Genomic DNA, 17,488 nt, shown 5'->3' on the forward strand with positions numbered 1-17,488 from the left:
TCCGTGTCCCCGGGCTGATTTATATGTTATACTTCACCTAAATTCTTCAAACTCCCAGTCCTGTTTGATTTTCAGTATAGGTGTCCCCCAACATGCAGTCCGAGACCAAGCTCCGTGGTATCTTCACTCCCAACCTGGTTCCCTACGATTCTCGTGGTGAAATTAATGAGCCCGAATTACGCCGTTATATTGACTGGCTGATCGAAAAGGGAGTTCATGGGCTGTACCCCAACGGTTCTACGGGGGAATTCACTCGTTTTACTCCTGAAGAGCGCAAGCGGATTGTAGCCATCATTGCGGATCAGACACGCGGCCGTGTGCCGATTCTGGCCGGGGCTGCAGAAGCCAATGTGCGGGAAACGATCAAGGCCTGCGAGTACTACTACGAACTGGGTATTCGGGCAGTCGCCATCGTGGCTCCTTTTTATTACAAGTTGAGCCCAGCCTCTGTTTATGCCTATTTTAAGGAAATTGGGGATAATACTCCCATCGATGTGACGCTGTATAACATTCCCATGTTTGCGAGCCCGATTGATGTGCCTACGATCCAGCGTCTTTCTGAAGAATGCGAAAAGATCGTGGCGATTAAAGATTCCTCGGGCGATCTGCCCAACATGATTCGTATGATTCAGGCCGTGCGGCCCAACCGTCCGGAATTCTCATTTCTGACAGGCTGGGATGCGGCACTCATGCCTTTGATGCTGATTGGTGCAGACGGGGGAACCAATGCGAGTTCTGGTGTCGTACCGGAACTGACACGCAAGCTGTATGACCTGACCACTTCCGGTCAGCTCGATGAAGCCCGTCGTGTGCAATACGATCTGCTGACGCTGTTCGACACGATGATCTATTCCGCTGAGTTTCCGGAAGGGTTCCGGGCTGCGGTTGAACTCCGTGGATTCAACATGGGGCAGGGGCGTCAGCCGATTACCTCGGAGCAGAAAACGGACATCGTGACTTTAAGACGTACTCTGCAGTGCATGCTGTCAGAGCATGGCTTCACCAATGAGCCTATCGGTGGCTGTGCGACAGGAGTCAGCGAAGATCTCAGCGCCAGCGACGTGTCGCAGATTGTACAACATGTCGTCGCTGAGCTGAATCGTCGTAAGCTGCTCTAGGCGTCTAGCGCGTCTGAGTTAACCTTCGAGCTGACTGCGGTAGTAGTCTGCGCCGGTTTTCAGAGCGGCGTCGAGTTGTTCCGGATCCTTACCACCGGCTTCGGCCATATCGGGACGACCACCGCCGCCTCCGCCGACCACTTTGGCAGCCGCTTTCACGCAGTCACCGGCTTTGAGTCCCTGTTTTACCAGCTCCTGGTTAACGGCGGCCATCAAAGCGACTTTGCCGTCAATCTCGGTACCCAGAATCAGTGCGACCTGTTTGCCTTTCTTCCGCAGGTGGTCTGCCAGTTCCCGCAACTGATCGCGTGAGACATCTTTCGCGTGGTAGGCCACAATTTTGACATCATTCACGACGGGGGCTTCCTCCAGCAGTTCATCGGCGGTTCCCGCCAGTGATTTACTGGAGAACTTGAGCAGTTGTTTTTTCATTTCCCGGATTTCGTCCTGCAGATGGGCGATCTTCTGGGGAAGTTCATCGAGTCGCGGCGCTTTGAGCTGACCAGCGATTTCCTGCAGCAGCTTTTCGCTGTTGCGTGTCTTTTCCAGAGCTTTCGGGCCGGTTAAAGCGTGGATACGACGAACGCCTTTGGCGACCGGTTCTTCATTGACGATCTTGCAGAGACCGACCTGTCCCGTATTGGTGAGGTGGGTTCCCCCACAGAGTTCGATGCTGAAGTCACCCATCTGGACCACGCGGACATTGTCAGGATATTTCTCACCAAAGAGAGCCATGGCTCCCAGGTTGCGGGCATCCTGCAGTTTCATCAACTGGGTGGTGACAGAGGCGCCTTCGGAAATCCGCTGGTTGATGATATCTTCGACCTGGCTGATTTCTTCGGGGGTGAGTGCCTTGCTGTGTGAGAAGTCGAAGCGGAGAGTATCCTGTTCGACTTTCGACCCACGCTGCATGGCGCTGTCGCCGATGACGGTGTGCAGGGCATGATGCAGCAGGTGAGTGGCCGAGTGAGCACGCTGGATACCGGACCGGCGTGGTTCGACCACCGTTGCTTTGAGGGTTTGTCCCTGTTCCAGTTTGCCTTCCAGCAGATGGCCGATGTGCAGAATCAATCCACCGTTACGCTGGGTATTCACGACTTCAAATTTCAGGCCCTCTCCTTCGAGGTGACCCGTGTCTCCCACCTGACCACCGGCTTCGGCGTAGAAGGGAGTCTGATCGAGTACGACAACGACGGGATGGGCATGACCCTTTTCTACGACAGATTCCACCAGGCGATCCTCAGCGATAATGCCGACGACTGTGCCTTCATCAACGGTGGTTTCATAGCCTTTGAATTGCGTGTCGCTGGTGGTTTTGTGCAGCGCTGTCAGCGGACCTTCTGACATAACCGAATCGAGGAACGCCCCGCTGCCGCTGCCTTCTTTGTGCTGCTGCATCAGGTTATTGAATTCCGTGCGATTGACGCTGATATTGTTTTTAGCAGCAAGGGCTTCGGTAAGCTCAATCAGGAAGCCGTCAGTCTGGTGCAGATCGAAAGCATCTTCACCGGCGATTTCCGATTTGCCTTCCTGTTCGGCTTTTTTCAGGAAGCCTTCGAAGCGGGTGAGACCTTTTTCGATGACGCCCAGGAACTGCTCTTCCTCTTCCTTGATGGTGTGCTGCACGTGTTCGACGGTCTTGGCGATTTCCGGATAGGGAGTCTGCATGATGTCGACGACAGCCGGCACCAGTTGAAACAGGAACGGTTCCTGTTTGCCGAGGAGGTAGCCTTCGAGCAAGGCGCGACGGAGGAGCTGCCGAACGACGTAGCTTTCTTTATCGCGACCAGGGTTAACCCCTTCGTGGATACTGAAGGTGATGGCGCGAACGTGATCAGAAATACGGCGGAGCGGACGACCCGTTGGTTTGTCGAATCCATAGCCGGTGCCGACAACATCGCCGGCTGCCAGACAGAGTTGCTTCAGCGTATCGATTTCGAAGTTGCTCCGTACGCCCTGCAGAACGGAGGCGGTACGTTCCAGCCCCATTCCGGTGTCGATGTTTTTCTTAGGCAGCGGTTTGAGATTGTTGGGCGGATCGCCAACGCGGTTGAACTGGGTGAAGACCAGGTTCCAGATTTCGACGTTATCTTTACCGCCGTTGGGGTGGTAGAAGATTTCGCTACAGGGGCCGCAGACGCCGTCGGGGCCATCCGAAGGAGCACCGGCGGGCCAGAAGTTTTCGTGTTCGTTTTCGCGGCTGATGCGGTTGGCGGGAAGCTTGATTTCATCGTGCCAGATGTTGTAGGCCTCATCGTCATCCAGGTAGACGGTGACGGAAAGCAGGTTGGGATCGAGGCCCAGGTATTTCTTATCGGTCAGGTATTCCCAGGCCCAATGGATGGCTTCGCGTTTGAAGTAATCTCCGAAGGAGAAATTACCCAGCATTTCAAAGAAGGTATGGTGGTAAGCGGTGACGCCGACGTTTTGAATATCGCCGGTGCGGAGGCACATCTGACAGGTGGTGGCTTTTGTGAATTCCAGCTTGCCTACGCCCAGAAACTGATCTTTGAACTGGTTCATCCCGGCGGGTGTAAACAGAACCGTAGGGTCATCCCGGGGGACCAGAACGTCGGATGGTCTTCTGACACAGCCTTTTTCTTCAAAGAAGGAAAGATAACTCTCGCGAAGTTCGTCTGTTTTCATTGTTTCTTATTGCTTACTGTTTGGAAGAACGACCTTGCGGTCATCCAGAAGTTGTAATGTTACCGGTGAAGTGCTGGCCCGTTGTGCTTCCTGATAGAACGCGTCAGGCGTTTGTACCGGCTGATCATTGACCAGGCGAATGAACGTTCCTTCTGTCAGCCCGGCCTGTTGTGCGGGACTGTCGGGAGCGACATGCGTCACAACCACAGCGGGCGGGTAAGTGAACGGACTAAACGTATATTTTGCACGGGCAGTGGGATAATCGACTCTTAAACCGCGCCAGAGGGGATGCCGATAGCGGGTTTGTACAATCCCTTCATCATCCGCCACGGGCCATTTTCCCAGTTTCACTGTCAGAGTCAACTCACGCGGATTTTTTCCTCTCAAGATTTGCAGCTTTGCCTCGGTCCCTGCGCCTGCTTTCCCTACTTCACGCATCAGGTCAAGTTCGTTGCGTAGCGGCTTACCGTTGATTGAAAGGATCAGATCGCCGGTGCGCAATCCCGCCTGTTGGGCCGGTGAATGCTGTTTGACGCCGCTCGTCTGAACATAGCTCGACTCTGTAAGGTTGACAGCACCGGCAAGATTTCGGTTCGCTTCATTGCGATCAAGTGTACCAGGGGTGATCCCCAGGAAACCGTATTCCGGCTCAAGCCCGTTTGCCAGGCTGTCGATGATCCGCCGCGTATCCGGGTCAATGGGAATCGCGTAGCCTGCCGATTTTTCATAACCTTCCAGAGCCGCCAGGGATGTTGTGACTCCGATCAGATTACCATCCAGATCAAGCAGAGCGCCGCCACTGGTTCCCAGGTCGAGGTGTGTATCCACCTGAAGCAGGGTTCCGAAGTGATGGATGGTTTCTTTCTTGGACAGCTCCTGATTCAGGAAGTTTTTAAATATGGGGACGGGGTAGCGGTGGAAGTTACTTACAATGCCCCAGCTGGCACTCGGTGAACCATCACGGGCAATGGCGTAAGGGTTCCCCAGTGCGATCACAAACTGTCCCTTGCGGACTGATTCCGTGTTTCCATACTGGACCGGTTTGAGAGGGCGGGAAGCATCTGCTGCTACTCGTCCTGCGGGAACCAGGACTGCGAGATCACTTCTGGGGTCGGCAGCGAGGAGCGTGGCATAGAATCCGCGGCGGTCCTCAGTGTGGACGTATAGACGGTACTCAGGAACCTTTTTCTGTCCCGTGATTGGACCTCCCTGAGTGAGGTGGAAATTCGTCAGCACCAATACCCTTTGCTGATTGGTGGGATCCGGAATGATCACACCTGATCCGAATTCGGTGGGAATAAAATTCAGATCCTGCGGGTCATGGCTCAGATTCAGATCCTGATTGGGATCGAGTCCGAACGGAGCGGGGATGCGCGACTGGAACTGCTGTTTGCGGGTTTTGATTTTGGAGATCGCGACGACGGAGTGTTCTGCTTTCTCAATTGCCTTGACCAACTGCTGCTGGACGGCAAAGGCGACAGCGCGAGCATCGGGCGATTGAGCGTTCAGATGTCGCGTCGGCAAAGAGAGCCAGCAGACACTGATGGTAATGAGGCAAATCAGCGTGTGATGAAAGCGAATCAGATTTTTCAGAGCTGCAGACATACTTTGCCTCAGAGTAGAGCGTCGGGAACAGAAATCATGCGGAAAGCGAAATCGCTGATATTCGGATAGTCCTTATTTTACAGTGTTTTCGTACAGAACCCAATGCAAAACGACCTTGAATACCCGTGGGGCATCAAGGTCGTTTCATCGTTAGCAGGTGTATTTGTCAGGCTGTGGCCAGCCGAGAGGGTCAGGCCTCGACAGCTTCGGGTTCCGTTTCCGGTTCCAGTTCTTCCTCGGTGGAGGCAACCAGCCCCTGGGCTTCCAGGACCTTCTGTTTAATCTCCAGACAGAGTTCGGGGTTTTCCTCGAGCACCGCTTTGGAACGGTCCCGCCCCTGACCCAGTCGCGTTTCACCATAGCTGAACCAGCTGCCGCTCTTCTTGACGATTTTGTTTTCCACGGCAAGGTCCAGCAGGTCGAGTTCGAAATTGATGCCTCCGGTGGAGAGCATGTCAAACTCAGCAATGCGGAACGGAGGTGCAATTTTGTTCTTGACGATCTTAGCCTTCATGCGAATGCCTGTCACCGTGTCACCGTCTTTGAGTGTTGCGATACGACGGACGTCAACTCGGACAGAACTGTAGAACTTCAGTGCGCGACCGCCGGGAGTCGTTTCGGGGCTGCCGAACATGACGCCGATCTTTTCACGGATCTGGTTGATGAAGATCACTGTCGTTTTGGATTTGGAAATGGCACCGGTCAGTTTCCGCATGGCCTGGCTCATCATACGTGCCTGCAGGCCGACGTGTGTGTCACCAATTTCGCCATCCAGTTCCGCTTTGGGGACCAGTGCAGCGACGGAGTCAACAACGATGACATCGACCGAATTGGATTTGATCAGCATTTCAGCGATCTGCAGGCCTTCTTCGCCGTAGGTCGGCTGACTGACCAGCAGTTCGGAAATGTTGACGCCCAGTTTTTTGGCCCAGACAGGATCGAGAGCATGCTCGGCGTCGATAAACGCGGCGATGCCACCCTCTTTCTGGGCGTTGGCGATAACGTGCAGGGCCAGGGTGGTTTTACCGCTGGATTCCGGTCCGTAGAGTTCGATAATACGGCCACGGGGAAATCCATGGCCTCCGAGGGCCAGGTCAAGGGACAGGGCACCGCTGGCGATCGAGGGGACCGCGCGGGCGTTTTCCCCGGTGAGTTTCATGATGGAGCCTTTACCGAACGCCTGTTCGATTTGTCCCAAGGCGTTTTTGAGCATCCCCTCGGAATCTTTGGTTCCGTTGTTGCTGGGAGCGGGGGGGGTAGCGGCCCGTTTTGATCTTGCTTTAGCGGCCATTGAGGTCTTCCTTCAATAATATGCAATTGCCCCGCAAATGAGTTCGAGTCCGTCAGGCGAAGCAAGTGCCTAATTTATCGAGAATTGCGGGGACGCCTATTATTGAACGCCGTCTCGACCCATGGTTTTCAAAGAAGTGCCTGTTGTGAACAAAGATATATTATCTTGAATCAACTCCTGTCACAACGGCAAACATGAGACATTTATAGCTGTCGGCAATTATTTCAGATTTTCCACAGTCTGAAAAGTACTAATTGGCCGGAAAACGATGAAAAATTGGAGAAGACCGCTTCCGTTCAGGAGTTCTCAGCCTGTTGCATCAACATTCCCAGGTATGAGGTGCGGATGGGGGAGGAGAGCCCGAGTTGTTCTGCCAGCTGGATGACTGCAGCTTCGGCCTGTTCCAGTTCCGCTTCTTCTGCCAGAGTTTCTACCTCGGCAAAGGTGCCGAGCCCTTCGACTTCGTCAATGGTGATCTCGAAGTGCCGCTGCTCATGATGAAAAGAGTAGGGGGTCCGCTGTTTTTTCACATTTCGCACGGGCTGGAAGCCGAGGAGTTCGAGCATCTCTTTCAACTGGTCCAGAGCCTCGGGGCCCGTTTCGAATGAAAGTTCGATCTCTTTACGGATCTTGCTGACCGTGGCCCGCTTCGGGCCTTTGTAGGTAATGTGATTCTCTGTGCCAATCCGGCGGATGCGGAGTGCCTCGTCAGTTTCGACAAAGTTCCGACTGGGATGAGCGAAGTAATAATCTTCCTGATCCAGCGTCGCACCCTGCTCAGCACCAATCTGTTCGAGTTGCGCAAGCAGCTGCGATTGATCGGGGATTCGAAATTTCTGTTCGATTTCCAGCATGGGGAAACGTCTCTGATGAAAGTAGAAGTCTGTAGTGTTGGGCAACTGGTACCGAATTAATCCCGCCAAGGGTGCTTGATCTTTTCCCAGTAAGAATCGAACTCAAACTTCGGGCTGTTATCCAGATCGTGACACTGATAGCAGGTCGTTTTTTTGGCTTCGGCAAGCGTGACCCGCATGACCTTTTTGGCCTCTTCGACTTTGTCCATATCGATGAGTTCAATGTGTCCGCTTCCCGGGCCGTGACAGTTTTCACATTGCTGTCCGAGCAGATGCGGTGACTGTTGTTTGTTGACAAAGCCGCTTTTGTAGCGGATGACTTCCTGCGGATGCCAGCCTGTGACGTGGCAGGAGAGACACTCGGGATCATAGATGCGGGAGATGATTTTCTCTCCCCGTTCAATCTGATCCTCCCGGCCGTTGATCAGGCTTTCGTAGGCATGGGCGTGGGCGGTCGTTAACCATTTTTCATAGGCTTTGGTGTGACATTCACCACACTTTTCCGCTCCGACGAAGGTCGCACCGCGGGGGTGGTCAATCGGCAGTTCTTTGGCAGCAAGATCTTCCTGCTTGAGGCGATCCTGATAGAACTGCATGTGTTCGGCCATTTTCGGTGTTTCTTTAAACCGCTGTCGGTCGAGAGAGATGACCGTGAAGCGGAAACGCTTCTTGGGATCGCCTTTGGCATCGGCATCGGGATAGTAACCGACCACGCCAGCGCTTTTCCCTTTGTGTCCCACGTCGACCATCATCGTTTTGCCAATGTACTCGGGATCTCCCAGTGGGTCTTCGACTCCGCCGGCGGTGAGTAGAATGTCGAAGTCGGGGAACTGTTTGGCGAGTTCCTTGGATTCATCCTTGCTGGATTGCGACAGCAGCAACATCAGGTCCGGTTTGGTGGCCTGCATTTCTTTGATGACTTCGGGCAGAACTTTGGCGGGTTCCTGCCAGGTAATGTCCGGAAACTGTCCTTTGCGACTTTTCCCCAGAATGGATGTGACGGCGATCTTCACGCCATTCGACTCAACGACTTTGAATTTGGTTTTTCCCAGTTCGGGGGTTTCCAGGATCAGGAGATTTGCCGCCAGGAAGGTTGGTGTGGTATCAGGCTGTGGGGGATCCGGATTGTGTAACTGCAGAAAGATATCGGCTCCAAAGCGAAGTTCTTCCGGTCCGAGAGCCAGTCCGCCATACTTCATGTCTTTCATGGCAGCCAGAATGGTTTCGTATTTGATCTGGCTCTGTCGACGGTTGCGTTTGACCAGACCGCCCAGATCAAAGGCAGTGACGGGCCACTTACGGTCTTCAATCTGCTTGAAGAGATTAGCCAGTAACGAGACGCCGCCTGTCTGGTTTTGTGTACAACCACAGGGTTCCAGATATCCATGGCGTTCGCCGGTCAGGACAATGGCCAGTTTAGGGGTGGGCCAGCCTTCGAATATTGGTTTGGGCGGAGGTGTATCAGATGATTTCGGGTGCGTTTTTTCTGATTTGGCCGGCGTGTGCCCCGCGGCGACTGGAGTCTGTTTTTCCTCAGATTTAACGGTTGGCTGCTTGGGACTGGTTGTTTCCGCCGGGGTTTTCTCTGCTGACGGTTCTGGTTCTGTCTGAGCAGTGCTCTGCGGAGTTGTTTCGGTGGCTGTTTCCGTGGTGGCGGGCGGTGTTGATTGCCCTTCGCATCCCAGCAGGAGAGTCAGAAAGAGTGCCAGCAGGCAGGTGAAAGAGGATTGTGGCAGGTAAGACATTCAGTGCGGCCTTCCATGGAATTGATTGAGTAACATAACGATGCAGAAGGAACTCCGCATGGTTTATCTTAGTTCAAAACATGGTCTTGCGTCAAAGTCGATCTGCCTCTGGCCCGGGAGGTTGATCTGATAATTCAGATCCATCCCAGAGAGGTGAACGCCCGGGTGTTCTGAATTGGTAACGTATTGAAATTTATACTGCTTACAGTGAAATGAACTGAACCTTGAACTCGATGTTTTTGGCGCGGGGGTGGTTGGTACTTAATTTCACCTTTGCCAGATTCCCACGGCCGAATGAGACAGGAGGTTGCCCTTCAGGAATGATAAATTTCAGTAAGTAGCGCTGTTTGTTTTTGGAATCAAAGGATTCGTCTTTTTCAATTTCAAATTTAAGGGAGCCGGGCTCGATTTTCTGGTCGAGGATTTTCAGCGGTTCGTCAAGCCCTTCCACGAACATGGAAAGGACCGCTGTTTTTCCTTTTTCTGCTGAAAACTCACCCAGATTCAGGTGCATACTGGCCGGATCCCAGCGGACGCCGAATGTGGGGACGATGCGGATGGGGCCGGTGTGATTTCCCGATACCTGGACGATGAAATCTCTGGTTCCCGGATCGGCGTCATGTTTATGATCATGTCCTTCGCCCTCTGGATGGTCGTGTGGCTCGTTGGGGATGTCGGTTTTGAGCAGCATGCGTTCGTTGAATCCACCCAGGGGGAATTTATCCGGATCTGCGGTGACTTCAACCGCGTAGCCGGTCTTGGCATCCACTTCTTTGAGTTCCTGTTTGGTGAGCGGCCGAAAGGTGGAAGTGAGGCCGGGGTGATCGGCTTCGATTTCCAGAATTTTGAATTCATCCAGATATTTCGTATGAATCTTTCCGGTGTATTTAACTGGTTCCGTACTGCTCATGACGGGTAAGGCCCAGTTTGCAGAGCCCTGATAATCGCCAGTAAAGGAGATCAGGCTGTTTGCGGCTCCTTCGATCTGGAGTTTGATTTCTTTTTTCTCGGGATCATTGGTCCAAATCGTTGCGGTCTGGCCGAAGCGTTCCTGAGCTGCTTTGGGGGTCCAGGTGAGTTCGACTTCAATGTGTTTGCCAGGCGGGACCAGATTGTCCTGCATCTCACTCATAGTACATTTACAGGTGGTAGCCCCTTTCTGGACTTCCAGAGGGACTTCGCCTTCGTTTTTGATGACAAATTTGTGGGACATGGACTGCCCGACGGCCATGCTGCCGAAGAAGTAGATCGGCTGTGGTACGACTGCTTTGGGATACGGTCCGGAAGCGGCGATTTTGGGACGCTTCTCATCCGGCTCGGAGGCGGGTTTGACGGGGGCAACTGTCTTGAGTTCACTATTGGTCCGGCCCAGCCAGACGGTACCCGCGAGGGCGATAAACAGAACAACCACAGTTGTAACAGTTCGAAAATTCATTGTGACACCAACGAAGAAAGAATTAAAATACCAGCAATAAAAACAAGTCTGTAATCAAACCTTATGTCATTATGAGCCCAAGCATGGTTGAGTTCAATTCTGATTCGTTTGTCTCTCGTTAATTATTTGTTTCATGCGACTTACCGTTTCGTCTGTCAGATATTTGTCCACGTGTTGTGCACTGCGGTTGGCCTGATCGAGCTTAAGTGCCTGTTCGGCCTCTTCTCGGCTTTCGCTGATTTGTCCCGCTGCGTGGAAGACCTCCGCCAGTAGAGCGCGGTAGCGGGCATTGTGCGGGTAACCGGAGACGGCCCGATTGAGATTCTCGATCGCGTCGGTCAGATCCTCCTGCTGATGAGATGCTTCGAACTGTTCATAGTACCGACGTCCCAGCTCAAAATAGTTGAGCGGACTCAACGGATTTCGCTGGATGGCTGCCTGTTTCAAGGAAACAGCCTCCTCGAAAGCCTGTCGATTCTGGACTCCCTCTCTGAATTTCAGCTCAGCCAGGGCCTGCCAGGGTTCGGGGGAGAACGGGTCCGCCTGACCGGCCTGACTGAATAGCTGTTGCGCAATCCGAGCCGACTGCCCACGCATGAGCGTCTGCTCTGCCCTCTTTACGAGCGATTGACGCTGAATTGTTGGCGCAAAGTCGCTCATCACGAATAAAATCAGCAACAGACTACATATTACGAGAACCAGGGTTTTCTTATGTACACTTTGGGGGGGGCGCTGTTGTGTTTGATCTGAGTCGACCTGTTCTGAATTTTCGGGAGACGGAGCGGGAATCACAGGGAAAGCCAGCGCGAGCAGGAGCAGCCAGGTCTGGGTGATGGCAGGCATCGCGATGCCTCCCGCCACCAGCAGATGCACAGAGAGAGCGACAAAGCCGGCTGCCAGTGAAAGGGGGACCAATGATGTAGCAGACAGATCCAGTGCGGCTTGGGCGGCGGTCTGTTTTCTACCACCTCGGAGCAGGACATAAATGACAACCCAGCCGGGAAGAAACAGCCAGAGCACCGATTCATCGATGCCCGACAGAAAGAGCTGCAGAATCCAGAGCAGGGGAAATGTGAAAGCGAAACCCAGAACCAGTGCCATTCGCAGGAAGGAATCAGCTTCATCATTCACGGGGGATATCGAGTCTGCCGGCTGCTTTTGGAGCAGCGGCTTCAGGAACCACTGATAGCCTGCCAGCGCGATGATCAATAAAAGACCGGCCAGGGCTATCAAGCCGGCATTCGCCCAGACGTCGAGAAACAGATTGTGTGGATCGGCGATTTCCTCGCTCGAACCGGGGAGCTTATATTTCAGATAGTGTTCGCGAAAATTGCCTGGACCGGTTCCCCACATCAGGTTTTCTTTAATGACGCCCCAGGTCCCGGTCCAGTATTCGATGCGGTACTGCAGTGACTTGGGGGCTTCGGAAAGAACGGCGCGGTCGAAGCCACCGCTGAGTGTGGCGAGCAGGAAAAATCCGGCCAGCACACAGACAACCAGGGTGATGCCTGTGATCAGTTGTTTGCGGGAAAGCCGCTGCGTGGTCTGACGGAGGCGTTGACGCTGGAGCAGTTTCAGGAGACCCAGGCAGACCAGGCCCGCCAGGGCCCCGCCCCAGGCACTGCGACTTTTCGTCAGAATCAGGCAGTAGATTATGAGCATGGTCGAGATCAGGTAGACCGCGATCTGGAGCCTGTTACGGTTCGCTGGCGGACTACCTTCGGTTCTGGGAGGCAGGAGACTGTTAACACTCAGTCCTACGGCGATCAGGAAGCCGACAGCGAGCAGGCCGGCGAAAGTGTTGGCCAGGGCGAACATGCCCAGCGGTTCGCTGCTGTCCAAGAGGCGCGCTTCGAACTGCTTTCGGCCGCTGCCACTGAGGGCATTCGCGGGGACCCCCATTGAGATGAGTTCGTGTTGGAATTTTGCCTGCGTTTCTGGAGTGACGGCGGCATCGTACTGCTGCCTCACCGACTGATATTCCCGGGCGAGCTGCTTGTACATCCAGTGATGTTGCCAGATTCCGTAGAGGGAGAGCAGGACGATGGTGGCCATAAAACAATGCAGAAAGGTCATCCGTTGAGAGGGGAACCTTACGATGCGGCGGAATAGAGAAAACGTCAAGCCGAGGGCCATCCACTCCCAGAGCATGTGGAGCGCCGCCCGTTGTTGACCTTCGTAGAAGAGGATCATTACCAGGACTGACAATGCCTGTCCCAGTACCAGCAACCAGACAGCTGCGTCAAACCGGTCGAGTCGGAGCGAACGGGCGCAGTCGGTAAATTGAGACGTGAAGAACAGGATTGCGACCAGAAACCAGGCCAGCACGAGCGGGAGTGTCTCTCCCTGGGGGGCCGATTCCGCCGGCAGGAAATAGCGGGCGGTGATCAGTAACCCGGTCAAAAAGAGCAGCTTGGCGTCACAGAAAAGTCCCAGCGAAATCGGTGCTGCATCCGGTAGTGCAGGGCTGGACGCCTCTGGTTGTGATCGGTTTTGTTTTCGGCGTTTACTCATTCCGATTTTTCCGACCTACGTTCTCCAGAATCGTAACGATGGACAGCACGCAGAGAATCATCAGGATAATCAGCAGTGCCGCGTTCCAGGAGGAAACCTCATACAGGATCAGGCCTCCGACACCGGTGGTGAGTGTTGCCAGGTGAATGGTCAGCACGGTGTCCCGTTTGCTGAGTCCCAGTTCAACCAGACGATGTGAAAAGTGACTTTTATCTGCATGGAACGGGCTGCGTCCTTCCTTCAGGCGAATGATCATCACCGTACAGAAATCATACAGGGGAATCGCCAGAATACAAAGCGGGGCCAGAATCACGTGGCGGGCACCTTCGGACGCACCTGCAGAAGAGTTCCCCGAATAGAAGGTTCCCAGAACCGTCATGGTAGAGAGCAGTAACCCGATGAAATAGCTGCCGGAGTCTCCCATAAAGATTTTTGCCGGGGGCCAGTTATGACAGAGGAAGCCAGCGATGGCTCCCGCCAGAACGAGCAGGACACCTGCTACCAGCCAGCGCGGTTCTCCGGTGTAACGCAGCATGATCCAGGCGAAGAGTACTGCAGCGATCAGGCCGATGCCCGAAGTGAGTCCATCCATATTGTCCAGGAAGTTCAGGGAGTTGACGAGGACGATAATCCAGGCAACTGTGAGTACCATCCCCACCCAGGGTTGTTCGACAAACAGGGTGCCCCGCACGCCGCCCAGCACCAGGCCGATGGCGACAAGCAGTTGAATGATTAACCGGGGTTTCCAGGAAATATTAAGTTTGTCATCGAGCAGTCCCATGACAGCGAGGATGGTGCCTCCGCCCAGGACCATCCAGAGTTGCTGGGAGCGATAGAGGACACCTTCCAGATGCGGAGCCAGTTCGCGGGGAATCCACGCGGGAGTGCTGCCTGACTTCAAAATGATCCAGGCAATCAGTTGAGCGGAAGCGATGGGAATGATCACGCCCATCCAGATGCCGACTCCCCCTCCTAGCGGGGTGGGGGTGACATGAACTTTCCGCTGGGCGGGTTGATCGATGAGTCCCCAGCGCGGGGCCAGTTTGCGCATGAGTGCCGTTGCCAGAAAGGAAATGACAAAGGCCGGAACCAGGCAGGCAAATACGAAAAATAACATGTTTATGGATTATCAGCTTGGGTAAGAGAGTTCTTGCGAAGTTAAGTTCAGAGTACTTTATCAGGCCGGGAACAACACACTGAATCAAGTGATCTGCCCGCCGACTGGCGTGCGCTTGCTATCGATTACCAGTCCCTTCCAGGTTGATGGACCCCTAGTTTGGCTGAATCAACGCGGTAGTGGTAGCGAAAAATGCATTTCTACTCCGTTTTCGATTGATATATCTGGTGCAGGAATTACAGTTGAACTGACTCCTATAATCCGAGAACCCACTCAACATTCCAAAGTGTTCAGACCAGGTAAATGAATCCACTATTCGAGGAAGAATTTCGATTTAATCAAGCCAGCCGTCCCAGCTGGGAATCGAGTCAAGGGCATCGAGATGCCTTGACCGGTTATCTGAAACAGCTGTCCCGTGTACAGGGGAATCGGCTGTGTGTGCTGGGGGCAGGGAACTGTAATGATCTCGATTTGAACCAGCTGTTGCAGGTCTACGCTGAAATTCATCTGGTCGATCTGGATCAGAGTGCACTGGAGTATGCACTGGAAGCCCAGAACCTTGCTGAAGAGTCGGCGGTTTTCTGCCATACAGGTGATCTGACCGGAGTCGGTGAGCAGCTTGCGGAATTATCCCGGAAGGAGGACACGTCACAATCTCTGCTGGATGAAGTCCTGGAAAAATTGTCGGGATCGAATCCGCTGGAATTGCCCGGTCCGTTCGATGTGGTCTGTTCCACCTGCATTTTGAGCCAACTGGTTTTGCAGGTCATTCATGCGGTCGGGGAGACCGATCCCCGGTTCGAGGAATTAATGCAGGCTGTCCGCGCACAGCATTATCGCACGATAGTGGATCTGATTACTCCGGGGGGCAGCGGCTTGATCGTGAGTGATTTTGTCTCATCAGAGTCGGCTGCTGATCTGAAACAGGTTCCCGATTTCCAGTTTACGCAGTACCTTTCGCAGCTGCTTTCGTCGCGTAATTTTTTCCACGGTGTGCATCCCGGAATCCTGCTCGCGCAATTGCAGGGTAAGTCGCCCCTGGCGAAACAGGTCTGCAATCTGGAAATGTTGCCACCCTGGCGCTGGGATCTTGGTATGCGGCAATACGCGGTGGCCGGGATCCGCTTTGAGCGGATTCCCGAAGCCTGACCGTCGTAGAGTTAATGCGGCTTACTACTTCTGCTTCTTCGGTGCCTTTTTCTTCTGAGGCGTACCGCTGTTCCGCGGTTTCAGATACAGAGACGGGGGATCCTTCTGGACCGAACCGGTGTCATCAGGAACCTGATACTGCTTCTGGAGACTTTTGAGTTCTGCTTTCAGCTCTTTAACAATGGGAGCATAGGCGGGATCATCGTACACGCTGTGCATTTCCTGGGGATCCTTCTCCAGGTCATAGAGTTCCCATTCACCCAGGTTATAGAAGTGAATCAGCTTGTAGCGTTTTGTACGGACCCCGTTGTGTCGACGAACCATATGGGCGGAACGGCGGTCGTTGTAGAACTCGTAGTAATGGTAATACAGGCTTTTACGCCATGCGGTTTCTTCACCTTTGAAAAGGGGGACCAGGCTGACTCCCTGCATGTCGGAGGGGATGGGGGCACCGGCAATGTTCAGGAAGGTTTCTGCAAAGTCGAGGTTGGAGACGAGGTCTGTGTTGACACTGCCCGGTTTGATGACGCCAGGCCAGCGGGCCAGCAGTGGCATACGGTAGGATTCTTCATACATGAACCGCTTGTCGAACCAGCCGTGATCGCCGAGATAAAACCCCTGGTCTGAGGAATACATGACGACGGTGTTTTCAGCCAGTCCGGACTGTTCCAGATAGTCGAGCATACGGCCCACGTTATCATCGACTGAGGCGACACAGCGTATATAGTCTTTCATATAACGCTGATATTTCCAGCGGACCAGATCTTTGCCTTTGAGATTGGCTTTGCGAAAGGCCTCGTTTTTCGGCTCGTAAGCGGCATTCCAGACCTTCAGCTGTTCCGGAGTCAGATTTTTGGGAGGCGTGAGTTTCAGGTCGAAATCGGTCATCGTCTTAGCGATGGTCATGTCCTGTTGTCTGGCTGCGGTGCCGCGACCTTCGTAGTTGTCAAACAGGTTTTCCGGTTCGGGGATGGTGACGTCGTCGTACATGTGCAGGTGTTTCGGGCCGGGCTGCCAGTTGCGGTGCGGGGCCTTGTGCTGGAACATCAGCATGAAAGGCTTGTTGGGATCTCGCTGGTTCTTGAGGTAGTCAAGTGCCAGGTCCGTGATGATGTCAGTGGTGTAGCCTTCGTGTTTAACACGTTCCCCATTGCGAATCATAGGAGGATTGTAGTAAGGCCCCTGGCCGATCAGGATCTCGGAGTAATCGAAGCCGGTGGGATCGGAGGCGAGGTGCCATTTCCCGACGATGGCGGTCTGGTAACCCTGCTTGCGGAGCAGTTTGGGGAAGGTCTGTTGCGAACCGTCGAATTTGTTGCCGTTCTGTTTGAAGCCGTTGAGATGGCTATGTTTTCCGGTAAGAATCACAGCACGGCTGGGGCCACAGATGCTGTTGGTGCAGAAGCAGTTATCAAACCGCATGCCTTCGCGGGCAATCCGGTCGAGGTTGGGAGTCTCGTTGACCTTGGAGCCGTAGCAGCTCATCGCGTGTGAGGCGTGATCGTCAGTAAAAATGAACAGGATGTTGGGGCGCTGTTTGGAAGCTGCAGCGAGTTTCTGCAGACCGTGGCCTGTGAGCAGCAACTGGCTCAAACAGAAAGCGGCGAGCAGAGTGAATGTGAAACGGAAAAGGTGTTCTAAGCGCGGCTGCATCGGGTTCGTCCTCAAGCTGGTGTAGAAATGAGTGTGCATGCAAATCGTATCTGAGTCTCTGGATTGATTTCTATCATGCAGTTTAGAGAGAGGAAGTGCAAGTTTTCGCATCTTCTGAGAGGTCTGCGAAAACGAGATATCAAATTCTGATGATGTATAAATTACAGTGTTTTTCAGAGTAGAAAGTGCAGAAACATCGGTCCTTCGTATACGAAGTGAAAAATCTTCAGCCTGAAAACTGTTGTCTGAGCGGGAGATAGGAGAATTGCAATACTGAAGGATCGCCTTTGGTATGCGGCTTGCATTTGAACTTTCTCATCGTGATTTGTGTCTCAGAGGATTGAGGCCTGTAAAGAAACTG

The 17,488-nt window shown here is 53.6% G+C and carries 11 protein-coding genes; 2 read left to right on the forward strand and 9 right to left on the reverse strand.

What is annotated here, in order from left to right; genetic code table 11:
* Positions 1 to 92 precede the first annotated feature (92 nt).
* Positions 93 to 1,118: a dihydrodipicolinate synthase family protein gene (locus tag RID21_RS24040; RefSeq protein ID WP_145037504.1), complete on the forward strand. Its 1,026-nt coding sequence runs from the start codon at positions 93 to 95 to the stop codon at positions 1,116 to 1,118.
* Between the two features lie 18 nt (positions 1,119 to 1,136).
* On the opposite strand, the gene alaS is transcribed toward RID21_RS24040, so the two are convergent.
* The 8 genes from alaS to RID21_RS24080 all read right to left on the reverse strand — a co-directional run bounded on the left by alaS (position 1,137) and on the right by RID21_RS24080 (position 14,325).
* Entirely contained in the window at positions 1,137 to 3,764 is a 2,628-nt protein-coding gene (gene alaS / locus RID21_RS24045) for an alanine--tRNA ligase (RefSeq protein WP_350193331.1), read from the reverse strand.
* Between the two features lie 6 nt (positions 3,765 to 3,770).
* Positions 3,771 to 5,369, reverse strand: coding sequence for a trypsin-like peptidase domain-containing protein (locus RID21_RS24050; protein WP_350193333.1), 1,599 nt, complete (start codon positions 5,367 to 5,369; stop codon positions 3,771 to 3,773).
* Positions 5,370 to 5,559: 190 nt separating this feature from the next.
* Positions 5,560 to 6,660 carry a recombinase RecA gene (gene recA, locus RID21_RS24055; protein WP_502892629.1) on the reverse strand — a complete coding sequence of 367 codons (1,101 nt, stop codon included), beginning with the start codon at positions 6,658 to 6,660 and terminating at the stop codon, positions 5,560 to 5,562.
* 296 nt (positions 6,661 to 6,956) lie between these two features.
* Entirely contained in the window at positions 6,957 to 7,583 is a 627-nt protein-coding gene (gene cyaB / locus RID21_RS24060) for a class IV adenylate cyclase (RefSeq protein WP_350193335.1), read from the reverse strand.
* Positions 7,571 to 9,259: a multiheme c-type cytochrome gene (locus RID21_RS24065; protein WP_350193337.1), complete on the reverse strand. Its 1,689-nt coding sequence runs from the start codon at positions 9,257 to 9,259 to the stop codon at positions 7,571 to 7,573. The genes cyaB and RID21_RS24065 overlap by 13 nt, the downstream gene beginning before the upstream one ends.
* A 202-nt stretch (positions 9,260 to 9,461) precedes the next feature.
* Positions 9,462 to 10,694: a DUF1573 domain-containing protein gene (locus tag RID21_RS24070; RefSeq protein ID WP_350193339.1), complete on the reverse strand. Its 1,233-nt coding sequence runs from the start codon at positions 10,692 to 10,694 to the stop codon at positions 9,462 to 9,464.
* Positions 10,695 to 10,787: 93 nt separating this feature from the next.
* Positions 10,788 to 13,208: an O-antigen ligase family protein gene (locus RID21_RS24075; RefSeq protein WP_350193341.1), complete on the reverse strand. Its 2,421-nt coding sequence runs from the start codon at positions 13,206 to 13,208 to the stop codon at positions 10,788 to 10,790.
* Positions 13,201 to 14,325 (reverse strand): MraY family glycosyltransferase, encoded by a 1,125-nt coding sequence (locus RID21_RS24080; protein ID WP_145181295.1) that lies wholly within the window; start codon positions 14,323 to 14,325, stop codon positions 13,201 to 13,203. Before RID21_RS24080 ends, RID21_RS24075 begins: the two co-directional genes overlap by 8 nt.
* A 303-nt stretch (positions 14,326 to 14,628) precedes the next feature.
* On the opposite strand from RID21_RS24080, the gene RID21_RS24085 reads away from it, so the two are divergent.
* Positions 14,629 to 15,474: a hypothetical protein gene (locus RID21_RS24085; protein ID WP_350193343.1), complete on the forward strand. Its 846-nt coding sequence runs from the start codon at positions 14,629 to 14,631 to the stop codon at positions 15,472 to 15,474.
* Positions 15,475 to 15,498: 24 nt separating this feature from the next.
* On the opposite strand, the gene RID21_RS24090 is transcribed toward RID21_RS24085, so the two are convergent.
* Positions 15,499 to 17,127: a sulfatase family protein gene (locus RID21_RS24090; RefSeq protein ID WP_350193345.1), complete on the reverse strand. Its 1,629-nt coding sequence runs from the start codon at positions 17,125 to 17,127 to the stop codon at positions 15,499 to 15,501.
* Positions 17,128 to 17,488: the final 361 nt, after the last annotated feature.

Source organism: Gimesia sp. (assembly GCF_040219335.1).
Classification (GTDB): domain Bacteria; phylum Planctomycetota; class Planctomycetia; order Planctomycetales; family Planctomycetaceae; genus Gimesia.

Coding starts and splice junctions, on each gene's coding strand:
- RID21_RS24040 (WP_145037504.1), top strand. CDS start 93: ATGCAGTCCGAGACCAAGCTCCGTGGTATCTTCACTCCCAACCTGGTT.
- alaS (WP_350193331.1), bottom strand. CDS start 3,764: ATGAAAACAGACGAACTTCGCGAGAGTTATCTTTCCTTCTTTGAAGAA.
- RID21_RS24050 (WP_350193333.1), bottom strand. CDS start 5,369: ATGTCTGCAGCTCTGAAAAATCTGATTCGCTTTCATCACACGCTGATT.
- recA (WP_502892629.1), bottom strand. CDS start 6,660: ATGGCCGCTAAAGCAAGATCAAAACGGGCCGCTACCCCCCCCGCTCCC.
- RID21_RS24065 (WP_350193337.1), bottom strand. CDS start 9,259: ATGTCTTACCTGCCACAATCCTCTTTCACCTGCCTGCTGGCACTCTTT.
- RID21_RS24070 (WP_350193339.1), bottom strand. CDS start 10,694: ATGAATTTTCGAACTGTTACAACTGTGGTTGTTCTGTTTATCGCCCTC.
- RID21_RS24075 (WP_350193341.1), bottom strand. CDS start 13,208: ATGAGTAAACGCCGAAAACAAAACCGATCACAACCAGAGGCGTCCAGC.
- RID21_RS24080 (WP_145181295.1), bottom strand. CDS start 14,325: ATGTTATTTTTCGTATTTGCCTGCCTGGTTCCGGCCTTTGTCATTTCC.
- RID21_RS24085 (WP_350193343.1), top strand. CDS start 14,629: ATGAATCCACTATTCGAGGAAGAATTTCGATTTAATCAAGCCAGCCGT.
- RID21_RS24090 (WP_350193345.1), bottom strand. CDS start 17,127: ATGCAGCCGCGCTTAGAACACCTTTTCCGTTTCACATTCACTCTGCTC.